The organism is Bradyrhizobium sp. CSA112 (assembly GCF_029051645.1).
In the GTDB taxonomy this organism is placed as follows: domain Bacteria; phylum Pseudomonadota; class Alphaproteobacteria; order Rhizobiales; family Xanthobacteraceae; genus Bradyrhizobium.
This window is the reverse complement of the sequence record NZ_JAACFS010000022.1, coordinates 1-12,158: the sequence shown is the minus strand read 5'-3', so window position 1 is coordinate 12,158 and position 12,158 is coordinate 1. Positions and strand designations below refer to the sequence as shown.

Genomic DNA, 12,158 nt, shown 5'->3' with positions numbered 1-12,158 from the left:
GCCGGTTGCGCACAGTGCGCTGCCGCGGGTTGCGCCACAGCAGGACTTTGTCGCGATGAACGCATTGCTGAAGCTGGCCGAGAATATGCGGCGGGCACTCGAGGTTGTTGCCCTGACGTCCGGCTGGCTGCTCGTCATCATGGCGTGCGTGACCACGTTCGATGTCGTCGCGCGCAAGTTTGGCGTGCCGCTGCCGTACACCAGACTGCAAGAGCTGGAATGGCACTTCCACGCCGCGATCTTCTCGCTTTGGATGGGCTACTGCTACACGATCAACGCGCATCCGCGGGTCGATACATTCACCGAGATGATGTCGTATCGCCGAAGGGCATGGATTGAACTCGCCGGCTGCCTCCTGCTGGCGCTGCCCTACATGGCGCTGGTCGCCTACTACAGCCTGGATTTCGTTGCACAGTCCTATCGGCTCGGCGAGCAGTCCGACAGCACCGTCGGGCTGACCCACCGCTGGATCATCAAGGGCATCTACGCAGCCGGCCTGTGGATGGTGGTGCTCGGCATCCTCAGCGTGCTGCTCCGCGTGATCGTCTTCCTGTTCGGTAAAAAGTCGGAGCGGGAAGTCAATCTGCAAATCGGGCATGTGATTACGGACGTCTAATCCAACCGGGGGACTGCAACGTGCTCGACTGGCTGGCCGACAATCTCGCTCTGATCATGTTCGTGTCGATGTTTTTCTTCATTTTCATCGGCTACCCGGTCGCGTTCATCATGGGCGGACTGGCGCTGGCCTTTGCCGTCTTCGGCGCCTGGCTCGGCACGTTCAACCTGATCGGCCTGTCCGATATCGTGCTGCGCATGTGGGGCGGGGTCGCCAACGATCCGGTGTTGGCGTCGATCCCCATGTTCATCTTCATGGGCGCGATCCTGGAGCGATCGGGCTCCGCCAAGGACATGCTGGATGCCACCGAGGTGCTGCTCAAGCGGTGCCCGGGCGCGCTGGCGGTCTCCGTGATGGTGATGGGCACGATCCTGGCGGCGCCGATCGGCGTGGTCGGCGCCGCTGTCATCACGCTGTCGGTGATCGCGCTGCCGCAGATGCTGGCCGCGGGCTACGACAAGCGGCTTGCCATCGGCACCATCGCCTCGGCCGGAACGCTCGGCATCCTGATTCCGCCGGCCATCATGCTGGTGGTGATGGCAGAGATGCTGGCGACCTCGGCGGGCAATTTGTTTCTCGCCGCCATCATGCCAGGCTTCCTGCTCTCCGGCCTCTATCTGGTCTATATCGTGCTCGTTGCCATCTTCAGGCCGGGCGCCGCGCCGAAGCTGCCGCCCGGCTACGGGCCGCAGACCCGCAGTGCGTTCTGGTACGCGCTGTGGCGGGGCCTGTTCCCGATGACGGCGCTGCTGGTGATCGTGCTCGGCTCGATCTTCGCCGGCTGGGCCACGCCCACGGAGAGCGGGGCCGTCGGCGTGCTCGGCTCGATGTTCATCGCCGCGCTGAACCGGCGCATGACGTTCAAGATGATGAACGAGGCGATCTTTTCCTCCTGCCGCGCCAACGGCCTCGTGTTCCTGATCTTCCTCGGCGCGACCGGATTCTCCTACGTCTTCCGCGTGCTCGGCGGCGACGACCTGATGATCTCGACGCTCACCCATTTCGGCATCGATACCAAGTGGGAAATGCTCGGCTTTGTCATGATTCTGATCTTCCTGCTCGGTTTCCCGTTCGAGTGGATCGAGATCTGCCTGATCGTCCTGCCGGTGTTCGGGCCGATCCTGTTGAGGTACGACTTCTCCGACCATCTCGGCAACAACGCTGCGCTGATGACCTGGTTCGGCACACTGGTTGCGGTAAATCTGCAGACCGCGTTCATGACGCCGCCGTTCGGGGCGACGCTGTTCTACATGAAGGGCACGGCGCCGCCGGGCGTCACCATGAACGACGTGTTCACGGCCATGTATCCGTTCGTCGCGCTGCAGGCGCTCGGCTTGATACTGTGCATTTATTTCCCGAGCATCAGCCTGTGGCTGCCCAGACTGGCCGGCTTCATCGAATAGCCACCAGTTCCTCGGCTTCAGGAAGGACGCGCGACTCGTCGTCCTCATCCCTTGAAGGTCGGCTGCCGCGGGTGGATGCAATCCTTGAAATCCGCAAAACCTTTCCACGCCGGCTCCGGCGCGTCCTGGCCGGCAACGGGTACATACATCGACGGCTCGATCGAACGCATCGTCGGAATATAGCGCGGACAGTTGGGAAAGATCGCGCGCGCGGTCACGCGAACGATGAGCTGCGCGCCAATGGTCTCCGACAGCAGCGGATCGTTGTCGCTCACGCGCGCGCTGCCGTTGACCCGCAGGCGCCGCGGCTTGTCGTGCATGGCGATGAACAGCAAACCGACATCGGCGTTGACGACGATGTTGCCTAGACTCTTGAACATGCCGTTGCCGTCATAGTCGGGAGATGCGAGCTCGGAAGGCCCGGTGATGCGCACAAATCCCGGCGCTCCACCCTTGAACGAGCAATCGGGCCGGCCCTCGGCGTCCGCCGTCGCCAGGAAGAAGTAAGGAAGGCTTTCGATGAACTGCTTGTCGTCATCCGAAAATTCCCTGCGCATCAGCTTCTCTTCCAGCCGGTCCGAAATCCGGCGGCTATCGAACTGATCCTGCAATTGCCTGTTACCTTCGTGATACATGACGCTCTCAGCCATGGCTGTGCTTCCTCCTCCGATTCACCCCGGGGTGCGCGTGGTCAGCCCGGGAAGCATACCACTTCATGGTCAAACCGGATGCGGCAAGCTGACCCGCATGATAAGCCGAGCGCGGGGATCGCCGCTATCGGAGGCATGATCAATCCTGCGCGCGCAACCGGTATCCGATCCCCGTCTCGGTCAGTACGAATTGCGGACGCTCGGGATCGGCTTCGATCTTCTGCCGGAGCTGGCGGACATAGACGCGCAGGTACTGCGCATCCGTCAGTTCGTCCCACAGCTCTTTCAAGAGAAAGCGATGGGTCAGTACCTTGCCGGCATGCTGCACCAGCACGCGTAACAATTCGTATTCCTTCGGCGACAGCTTCACCTCGCGCTCGCCGACCTTGACGATGCGGCGCACCAGGTCGACGGAGAGATCGCCTGCGCGAAACACCGGCCGCTCGCCCTGCACTTGCAACTGGTGCCGTAGCGCTGCGCGCATGCGCGCCAGCAGTTCATCCATCCCGAACGGCTTTGTCAGGTAATCGTCGGCGCCGAGATCGAGCGCCTGAACCTTGCCGGCCTCATCGCCGCGGCTCGACAGCACCACGATCGGCACGCTTTCATTGCGGCCGCGGATCATGCGCAGCAGGTCATGGCCCTGGATGTCAGGCAGGCCCAGATCGAGGATGATCAGCGCCGGGCTCTCGGCCAGCTTCTCCAGCGCGATCTTGCCGTTGGACGCTTCGAGAATGTCGTAGCCCTGCGTGCTCAGGCCCATCCGCAAGAGTTTGCGGATCGGCGGCTCGTCGTCGATCACCAGAACCTTGATCGGGGCGGCGCTCATGCGGCGGTGTCCAGCGTATCCGCCGCGGCCGGGACCGGCAGGCGGATGGTGATGATGGCGCCGGAACGGTCGGCGCGGTTGGCGGCCGAGATGGTGCCGTGCATCGCCTCGACGAAGCCGCGGGAAATCGCGAGCCCGAGCCCCGTGCCGGGACGGACGTGATCGCCCTTCTGCGCGCGATAAAACTTGTCGAACACGCTTTCCAGCTCCGCGGGCGGGATGCCGTTACCCTCGTCCACGATCTGCAGCAGCACCGACTCCCTATCGCGCACGCCCCTGATCGATATCGTGGTATCGGCAGGCGCGTACTTGGCGCCGTTGTCAAGTAGATTGAACAGCACCTGCTCGAATAGCACGGCATCCAGCTCCAGCATCGGCAGATCGGCCGCGAGTTCGAGCGACACCTTGTGATGCACGAGGATCTTGCCGGCGCGCCGGAGCGCGCTGCCGACGATCTCCCCGACATCGTGCCATGCAGCATTCGGCACGATGGCGCCGGATTCGAGCTTCGTCATGTCGAGCAGATTGGCGATGAAGCGGTTGAGCCGTTCGGATTCGTCGATCACGGTGGCGAGCAGGTCGCGCTTCTGGACGTCATCAAGATCGGAGCCGAGATCGCGCAGGGTGCTGGCGGCGCCCAGCACCGAGGCCAGCGGCGTTTTCAGATCGTGCGAAATCGAGGTCAGGAGCGCGCCGCGCAAGCGATTGGATTCCACCGTCCGCTTCACGCGGTCCATGTCCTCGACCAGCAGCACGCGCTCGATCGCGAGCGCCCCCTGATCGACCAGCGCATCCAGCAGGCGGCGCTGATCCGGCGTCAACAAGGGGCCCGTCCGGTCGTCGTCGATGCCGATGACGCCGATCGCGCCGCGCCCGGTCCGCATCGGCAGAAACAGCCGCTTGGCACCCGGCAAGGTGTCCGAGCCGCGCCCGGCGGGACGATCGTTGCTCCAAGCCCAGTTGGCGGCGGCGAGATCGGCCTGGTCGAGCTGGTCTTCCGGCGGATAGCCCGACTTAACGGTGAGCACGCCATCCTCCGGCAGCAGCAATACTACCCTCACCTTCAGCATCAGCGCGGTCTGGTAAGCGGTCGCCCACAGCACGTCGTCCAGCGTCGCAGTGCCCGCCAGCTTGCGGCTGAAAGCGTAGAGCGATTCGGTGGTGCGCACCCGTCCGATCGCCGTGTCGGCCTGCGAGCGCACCCGCGCCGCGACATTGGAGACTACAATCGCAATCAACATAAAGAAGAAGAACGCGGCGATGTTGGTAGGGTCGGCGATGGTGAAGGTATAGTACGGTGGCATGAAGAAGAAGTTGTAGCATAGCGAAGCGGCGACACTCGTCAGCAGCGAGGGCAAAAGCCCGTAGCGAACCGCCACACTGACCACGGCGGTGAGAAACACCAGATCGACGTTCTCGATACCACCGAACAGAGGCCTTATCAGCGTGGCGGCGGCAAGACCGATCGCGACGAACAATAGCGCCATCAGGTAAGGCCTCGCCTCGAATGGCTCCTGCCGCGCCGCGGTCTGCACCGACGTCTTCGCCACCCCCTCTTCATCCCCGGCAATGACGTGGACACTGATATTGCCGGCGCGCCGCACCAGATCGTGCACCACGGAGCCGTGCGTCAGTTCGAACCACCAGGAGCGCGTCGATTTGCCGATGATGATCTGGGTAACGTTGTTGGCGTGCGCGAAATTGATGACGTCGTCGGCGATGCGGCGGCCGACGCCGGGAATGGTCAGCGCCTCCCCGCCAAGCGCTTCGGCGAGCCGCATGGTATCGGCCAGCCGGTCGCGCTCCTCGTCGGTCAGTTGCAGGCTGCGCCGCGTCTCGATACTGATCGCCGTCCATGGCGCATGCAGGCGGTCGGCCAGCCGCCTGGTGTAGCGCACGAGGCCGGCCGCGCGCGGATCTTCGCTGACGCAAACCAGAATGCGTTCGCCTGCGGCCCAAGGCCCCGCGATGGCGTTGGCCTGCATGTGGGTGAGCAGCTGCTCGTCAACCCGCTCGGCGGTGCGCCGCAGCGCCAGCTCGCGCAGCGCGGTCAGATTGCCCGGCGAGAAATAATGCTCCAGCGCGCGCTCGGCCTGCTTGGGCACATAGACCTTGCCCTCCTTCAGCCGCTGGATCAGATCGTCCGGCGTAAGGTCGATCAGTTCGATGGCGTCGGCGCGGTCAAATATCTTGTCCGGCACGGTCTCGCGCACCCGCACATGCGTGATCTGCGCAACCACGTCGTTGAGGCTTTCGATGTGCTGGATATTGACCGCGGTATAGACGTCGATGCCGTGGGACAGCAGCTCCTCGACGTCGAGATAGCGTTTGGGATGACGGCTGCCGGGTGCGTTGCTATGGGCAAGTTCGTCGACGAGGGCAATCTGCGGCCGCCGCGCGATCAGCGCATCGAGGTCCATCTCTTCAAGGGTCTGCTCCCTGTAGGCGAGCCGCTTGCGCGGCAGCACCTCGAGGCCCTTCAACAGCACTTCGGTTTCCGCCCGGCCATGGGTTTCGACGATCCCGACCACGACATCGGCGCCGGCCTTCTTCTTGGCATGGGCGCTCTGCAGCATCTCGTAAGTTTTGCCGACACCGGGAGCGGCACCGACGAAGATCTTGAGCCTGCCCGCACGGCTGTCCTCGCGCCGGGCCGCTTCCAGGAGGGCTTCCGGCGAGGGACGCTGTTCGGGGTCGCGGCGGATTTGAACCATGCGGCAATATAGTCCTCACCCCTCGGCGGGCCTAGCGGCTCTCATTTGGAGGCCTCGTCCAACGCCAGATTCAACGCCAATACGTTAACGCTGGGCTCGCCAAGCAATCCAGCCATGCGGCCCTGGATGTGCTCCGTAACCAGTTGGCGTACCCGGGCCTCCGGAAGGTTGCGGGCCTTCGCCACCCGCGGCACCTGGAACAGCGCGCCTTCAGGCGAAATGTCGGGATCGAGCCCGCTGGCGGAAGTGGTAACGAGATCAACCGGCACTGGGGCGAAAGGATTCTCGGCCTTCAGCTTCTCGACATCTTCCTTGATCCGGTCGGCCAGCGCTTTGCTGGTCGGACCGAGATTCGAGCCGCCCGAATTGGCGGCATTGTACGGCGCGGACACCGTCTTGGTGGTGTCAGCCGGATCCGGCGCCGAGGTCGCAGACGGACGGCCGTGGAAATATTTGTCGTCCTTGAATTCCTGCCCGATCAGCGCGGAGCCGATGATCTTGCCGTCCTTCTCGATCAGGCTGCCCTGCGCCTGTTTCGGAAAGATCGCGCCGGCAATCGCGGTCATGGCGAGGGGATAGGCAAGGCCGGTGATCGCGGTAAGCAGGAGCAGGATGAGGATGGCGGGGCGAATTTCTCTGAGCATGATGTGTCTCCATTAGTTCGTCATTGCGAGGAGCGAAGCGACGAAGCAATCCAGCTTTCTTCGTGTGGTGAGATGGATTGCTTCGCTGCGCTCGCAATGACGGCTAGGCCAATCCCAAGGCCGTGACAGCGAGGTCGATGGCCTTGATGCCGATGAAGGGAACGATGATGCCGCCGAGGCCGTAGATCAGCAGGTTACGGCGCAACAACGCCCCTGCTCCCACGGCCCGATAGGCGACGCCTTTCAGCGCCAGCGGGATCAGCGCGATGATGATCAGCGCGTTAAAGATGATCGCCGACAGGATCGCGCTTTGCGGGCTCGCCAGATGCATAACGTTAAGCACCTCGAGCTGCGGGTAGAACGCCAGGAACATCGCCGGGATGATGGCGAAGTATTTCGCGACGTCGTTGGCGATCGAGAACGTGGTCAGCGCGCCGCGGGTCATCAAGAGCTGCTTGCCGATCTCGACCACCTCGATCAGCTTGGTCGGGTTGGAGTCGAGATCGACCATGTTGCCGGCCTCGCGCGCGGCCTGCGTGCCGGTGTTCATGGCGACGCCGACGTCGGCCTGCGCCAGCGCCGGCGCATCGTTGGTACCGTCACCGCACATCGCCACCAGCTTGCCCTTGGCCTGCTCGTCGCGGATCAGCTTCAGCTTGTCCTCCGGTGTCGCCTGCGCCAGGAAATCATCGACACCGGCTTCGGCGGCGATGGCGGCGGCCGTCATCGGGTTGTCGCCCGTGATCATGACAGTGCGGATGCCCATCCGGCGCAGCTCCGCAAAGCGCTCACGGATACCGCCCTTGACGATATCCTTCAGGTGCACGACGCCGAGCAGCTTGCCGTCGCGGGCGACGGCGAGCGGCGTGCCACCGGCCTTGGCGACCTCATCCGAAATCGCCTGGACCTCGCGCCCCGCCTCGGACATGACGCCCGATTGCAGCGCACGCACGGCACTCCCCGAGGCGGCCGTGCGAACGGCGCCGCCGCCGTCGACATGGGTCAGGATTGCGTCCACCGCGCCCTTGCGGACCGATAGTGAGCCGGCATCGATACCGCTCATGCGCGTCTGCGCGGTGAACGGAATGAACGTCGCGTTGAGCTCCTTCATGTCGCGGCCGCGGATGCCGTATTTCTCCTTCGCCAGCACAACGATCGAGCGGCCTTCCGGCGTCTCGTCGGCGAGCGACGCCAATTGGGCGGCATCCGCCAGTTCCTGCTCGGTGACGCCGCGGACAGGACGGAACGCCGCCGCCTGCCGGTTGCCGAGCGTGATGGTGCCGGTCTTGTCCAGCAGCAGCGTGTCGACGTCACCGGCGGCCTCGACCGCGCGGCCGGACATGGCGAGCACGTTGAAGCGCACCAGGCGATCCATGCCGGCAATACCGATCGCCGACAACAGCGCGCCGATGGTGGTCGGGATCAGCGTCACGAACAAAGCCACCAGCACGACAACCGAGATCGAGCCGCCGGCGTAGGCCGCGTAGCTCGGGATCGTCACGGTGGCAAACACGAAGATGATAGTGAGCCCTGCGAGCAGGATATTGAGTGCGATCTCGTTCGGCGTCTTCTGCCGCTCGGCGCCCTCCACCAGCCTGATCATGCGATCGATGAAGGTAGAGCCTTGGGCCGCCGTGATGCGGACGCGAATCCAGTCCGACAGCACCTGCGTGCCCCCGGTCACCGCCGAGCGGTCACCGCCGGATTCGCGGATCACGGGTGCGGACTCGCCGGTGATGGCCGCCTCGTTCACCGATGCCACACCTTCGATCACCTCACCGTCGGAGGGGATGTTGTCGCCGGCCTCGACCAGGACGATATCGCCGACCTTCAGGGTGGTCCCGGAAACCAGGCGATAGGCCTTGCCGGGACCTTCCAGCAGCTTCGCCTTGCTCTCGGTGCGGGTCTTCTTCAGCGATTCGGCCTGCGCCTTGCCGCGGCCTTCGGCGACGGCTTCGGCGAAATTGGCGAACAGCACCGTGAACCACAGCCACAAGATGATCTGGAAGGTGAAGGCGAGGCCCTCGCCGCCCGCCGCGAGGTTGCGCAGGAAGATCACGGTGGTGAGGGCGGCAACGACCTCGACCACAAACATCACGGGATTCTTGATCATCAGCCGCGGATCGAGTTTTGCAACGGCCGCACGGATTGCGGGCAGCACGATTTTCGGATCGAGCATCGCCGAGGTCTTGACCTGTTTCTGCAGTTTCATGGTTTCCATGGACGTAGACTCCGGATGGCGTTCGATCAGAACAGGGTGTTGGCATTCATCGCGAGGTGCTCAACGATCGGGCCGAGCGCCAGCGCCGGGAAGAACGTCAGTCCGCCGATGATCAGGATGACGCCGACGACGAGGCCGACGAACAGCCCGCCCGTGGTTGGAAGCGTGCCGGCCGACGGCGGAATCGACTTTTTGGCGGCGAGCGAACCCGCCAGCGCCATCGCCGGCACGATCATGAAGAAGCGGCCGACGAACATCGAACTGGCGAGCGTCAGATTGTAGAAGAAGGTGTTGCCGGTCAGGCCGCCGAAGGCCGAGCCGTTGTTGCCGGTCGCTGACGTAAAGGCATAGAGCACCTCGGTAAAGCCGTGCGGACCGGCATTGGCCATCGAGGCCACTGCCGACGGCAGCACCACGGCGACCGCCGTCCAGCCGAGATACATCAGCGGCAGTACCAGGATCGCCAGCATCGCCATCTTGACTTCGCGCGCCTCGATCTTCTTGCCGACATATTCCGGCGTGCGGCCGACCATCAGGCCTGCGACGAAGATCGCCAGCACGACGAACAGCAGCATGCCGTACAGCCCGGCGCCTACGCCGCCGACGATGATCTCGCCGATCTGCATGTTGATCAGCGGGATCATGCCGCCGAGCGCGGTGAAGCTGTCATGCATGGCGTTGACCGCGCCGCAGGACGCTGCCGTGGTAATGACCGCAAAGAGTGAGGACGCGACGATGCCGAAGCGGACTTCCTTGCCCTCCATGTTGCCGCCGGTTAGCCCCAGCGCATTGAGTGTCGCGGTTCCGTTGGCTTCGGCCCAATAGGTAACGGCGACGCCGGCAATGAAGAGCACGCCCATCACGGCCAGAATCGCCCAGCCCTGGCGCTGGTTGCCGACCGTGCGGCCGAACACGTTGGTAAGCGCCGCGCCAAGCGCGAAGATCGAGATCATCTGCACGAAGTTCGACAACGCCGTGGGATTCTCAAAGGGATGCGCCGCGTTGGCATTGAAGAAGCCGCCGCCATTGGTGCCGAGCATCTTGATGGCGACTTGCGAGGCGACGGGCCCGACGGCGATGGTCTGTTTCGCCCCCTCCAGCGTCGTGGCTTCGACATAAGCGCCAAGCGTCTGCGGCATGCCCTGCCAGACCAGAAACAGCGTGTAAACGATGCAGATCGGCAGCAGCACATAGAGGGTGCACCTGACCACATCGACCCAGAAATTGCCGATGGTGCGCATCGAGGAACGGGAGAAGCCGCGGATCATCGCCACGGCGAGCGCAATGCCGGTCGCGGCCGACAGGAAATTCTGATGCGTCAGGCCGACCATCTGCGTCAGATAGGACAGCGTGCTCTCGCCGCCGTAGTTCTGCCAGTTGGTGTTGGTGAGGAAAGAGATCGCCGTATTGAAGGACAGATCCGGGGCGACGGCAGATTGCTCCGCCGGATTGAGCGGCAACAGCGCCTGCAGCCGCATCAGGCCGTAGATGATGAGGAAGCCGCCGACATGGAACAGCAGCATCGCGACCGTATAGGTCAGCCAGTGCTGCTCGCGCTTCTCGTCGACGCCGCCGATCCGGTATAGCGCCGTTTCGACCGGCCGCAGGATCGGAGACATGAACGTTCGCTCGCCGCTGAACACGCGCGTCATGTACCAGCCGAGCGGCTTGACCAGCGCAACCACGATCGCGCAGTACAAAAGAATTTGAATCCAGCCAATGACGGTCATAGTCGTGAACCCTTCAGGATTTCTTTGCAGGCAGCAGCAAGCGAATGAGCGCAATCAGGAGCGCCGAGGTGACGACAAACGCCAGGACGACCTCGACCAGCGTGATCATGGGGCGCTCAGAAGCGCTCGGGCCGCAGCAACGCGTAAGTCAGGTAGAACAGCAGGCCGAGCGAGACGAGGCCGGCGAGCGAGTAATCGAAGATCATGGCGTTCTCCTCTCTACAGCCGCTCACAGGCATAAGCGTAACCAATGCCTGCCGCGAAGAAGCCGAGGGCGAGCGCCAGCATGAGAATGTCCAGCATGGGAATGTTCCTGTGCGACGTGAGCTGCGATGTCGGCTTACCGGTCATCGCGTTTTTTCAGGGGCTGAAGTGCCACCGGCCGCATAGGTTTTCGAGACGGGGGAGATGGCGACGTTATAGGAATCTCATAAAGACGTGGCCCTCTTCCTTCTCCCCTTGTGGGAGAAGGTGGCATAGGCGGCCTTTGGCCGCCGTCTCTTAGAACGCCGATGCTTGGCATCGGCTACGGCGCCGGATGAGGGGTTCTCTCCGCGGAGAGAGACCCCTCACCCGTCTCGCCGCCGCTTCGCGGCGCCGATCCACCCTCTCCCACAAGGGGAGAGGGGAAGAAGGGCCCTATGAAATCCCTATATCTCCGCCCCTCGCTCCCTCTCGTTTTCAAATGACGGTCTGATCACCTTGGGAGCGCGGTTGCCGTGACGGCCGCGCCATAAGCGAGGTAACGCCATGTCGCTTCTTTCAGAACAGCAAGCTCCCGCCGACCTCGGCGATCGGCTGCGCGACGCCTGTGGCGTCACGGCTGAATTTCTGTCCGATATCATCCACGCCACCTGCCGGCGCTTTCCTTCGGCGGATCAGAATTGCAGGAGCGCGCGCATTGAGCGACTGATCTGGTCGCAGGCATGGACCGACGCGGCGCTGGCGCTGATCGATCTTGAATTGCCGCAATGGCAGGTCCGCCGCCTCGCCTATGATGACAGTGAATGGCATTGCGCCTTGTCGCGGCAACGCGAACTGCCGGATTGGCTGGATCAGGCAGTCGAAGGCTGTCACGCGGATCTGGCACTGTCGATCCTGAGCGCATTCGTGGAGGCGCAACGCATCAATGCACCGGCGAGCCGGACCAGCGTTCTCAGCGTGCCGCGCAATGCCGACTCACTCTACGAGCCGGTCTGCAGCGATAGCTTTGCGTGAATATTTGTAGATGGGGTAACGGGCCCGGTCTGCCCTCCAAGCAAGCCGCGCTTGCTACGGCGCTGTTGAATGCGCGCTTCGCGCGGCTTGCTTGGAAGGCGGGCGGTCGTCCCTCACATGGATGGTGTTACGG

Annotated in this window: 11 protein-coding genes; 3 read left to right on the top strand and 8 right to left on the bottom strand. The window is 63.5% G+C overall.

Going from position 1 to position 12,158, the window contains the following annotated elements:
• Window positions 1–64 precede the first annotated feature (64 nt).
• Entirely contained in the window at window positions 65–616 is a 552-nt protein-coding gene (locus tag GWE18_RS27875; RefSeq protein WP_275188896.1) for a TRAP transporter small permease subunit, read from the top strand.
• A gap of 20 nt (window positions 617–636) precedes the next feature.
• Window positions 637–2,019 (top strand): TRAP transporter large permease subunit, encoded by a 1,383-nt coding sequence (locus GWE18_RS27870; RefSeq protein ID WP_275188894.1) that lies wholly within the window; start codon window positions 637–639, stop codon window positions 2,017–2,019.
• A 44-nt stretch (window positions 2,020–2,063) separates the two neighbouring features.
• Here GWE18_RS27870 and GWE18_RS27865 read toward each other — a convergent pair whose 3' ends face one another.
• The 8 genes from GWE18_RS27865 to GWE18_RS27830 all read right to left on the bottom strand — a co-directional run bounded on the left by GWE18_RS27865 (window position 2,064) and on the right by GWE18_RS27830 (window position 11,158).
• Entirely contained in the window at window positions 2,064–2,669 is a 606-nt protein-coding gene (locus GWE18_RS27865; protein WP_275188893.1) for a pyridoxamine 5'-phosphate oxidase family protein, read from the bottom strand.
• Between the two features lie 139 nt (window positions 2,670–2,808).
• Window positions 2,809–3,498, bottom strand: coding sequence for a response regulator transcription factor (locus GWE18_RS27860; protein ID WP_275188892.1), 690 nt, complete (start codon window positions 3,496–3,498; stop codon window positions 2,809–2,811).
• Window positions 3,495–6,212, bottom strand: coding sequence for a sensor histidine kinase KdpD (locus GWE18_RS27855; protein WP_275188891.1), 2,718 nt, complete (start codon window positions 6,210–6,212; stop codon window positions 3,495–3,497). The genes GWE18_RS27860 and GWE18_RS27855 overlap by 4 nt, the downstream gene beginning before the upstream one ends.
• A 41-nt stretch (window positions 6,213–6,253) precedes the next feature.
• Window positions 6,254–6,856: a K(+)-transporting ATPase subunit C gene (locus GWE18_RS27850; RefSeq protein ID WP_275188890.1), complete on the bottom strand. Its 603-nt coding sequence runs from the start codon at window positions 6,854–6,856 to the stop codon at window positions 6,254–6,256.
• Window positions 6,857–6,959: 103 nt separating this feature from the next.
• Window positions 6,960–9,077, bottom strand: a complete 2,118-nt coding sequence (kdpB, locus tag GWE18_RS27845) for a potassium-transporting ATPase subunit KdpB (protein ID WP_275188889.1) — start codon at window positions 9,075–9,077, stop codon at window positions 6,960–6,962.
• Between the two features lie 26 nt (window positions 9,078–9,103).
• Entirely contained in the window at window positions 9,104–10,807 is a 1,704-nt protein-coding gene (gene kdpA, locus GWE18_RS27840) for a potassium-transporting ATPase subunit KdpA (protein ID WP_275188887.1), read from the bottom strand.
• Between the two features lie 116 nt (window positions 10,808–10,923).
• Entirely contained in the window at window positions 10,924–11,013 is a 90-nt protein-coding gene (locus GWE18_RS27835; RefSeq protein ID WP_016846764.1) for a K(+)-transporting ATPase subunit F, read from the bottom strand.
• Window positions 11,014–11,026: 13 nt separating this feature from the next.
• Window positions 11,027–11,158 (bottom strand): hypothetical protein, encoded by a 132-nt coding sequence (locus GWE18_RS27830; protein WP_275188882.1) that lies wholly within the window; start codon window positions 11,156–11,158, stop codon window positions 11,027–11,029.
• 399 nt (window positions 11,159–11,557) lie between these two features.
• On the opposite strand from GWE18_RS27830, the gene GWE18_RS27825 reads away from it, so the two are divergent.
• A complete protein-coding gene (locus GWE18_RS27825; protein WP_275188881.1) occupies window positions 11,558–12,025 on the top strand; it encodes a hypothetical protein in 468 nt (155 codons plus the stop codon).
• Window positions 12,026–12,158: the final 133 nt, after the last annotated feature.

Coding starts and splice junctions, on each gene's coding strand:
- GWE18_RS27855 (WP_275188891.1), bottom strand. CDS start 6,212: ATGGTTCAAATCCGCCGCGACCCCGAACAGCGTCCCTCGCCGGAAGCC.
- kdpA (WP_275188887.1), bottom strand. CDS start 10,807: ATGACCGTCATTGGCTGGATTCAAATTCTTTTGTACTGCGCGATCGTG.
- GWE18_RS27860 (WP_275188892.1), bottom strand. CDS start 3,498: ATGAGCGCCGCCCCGATCAAGGTTCTGGTGATCGACGACGAGCCGCCG.
- GWE18_RS27835 (WP_016846764.1), bottom strand. CDS start 11,013: ATGATCTTCGATTACTCGCTCGCCGGCCTCGTCTCGCTCGGCCTGCTG.
- GWE18_RS27865 (WP_275188893.1), bottom strand. CDS start 2,669: ATGGCTGAGAGCGTCATGTATCACGAAGGTAACAGGCAATTGCAGGAT.
- GWE18_RS27850 (WP_275188890.1), bottom strand. CDS start 6,856: ATGCTCAGAGAAATTCGCCCCGCCATCCTCATCCTGCTCCTGCTTACC.
- kdpB (WP_275188889.1), bottom strand. CDS start 9,077: ATGGAAACCATGAAACTGCAGAAACAGGTCAAGACCTCGGCGATGCTC.
- GWE18_RS27830 (WP_275188882.1), bottom strand. CDS start 11,158: ATGACCGGTAAGCCGACATCGCAGCTCACGTCGCACAGGAACATTCCC.
- GWE18_RS27825 (WP_275188881.1), top strand. CDS start 11,558: ATGTCGCTTCTTTCAGAACAGCAAGCTCCCGCCGACCTCGGCGATCGG.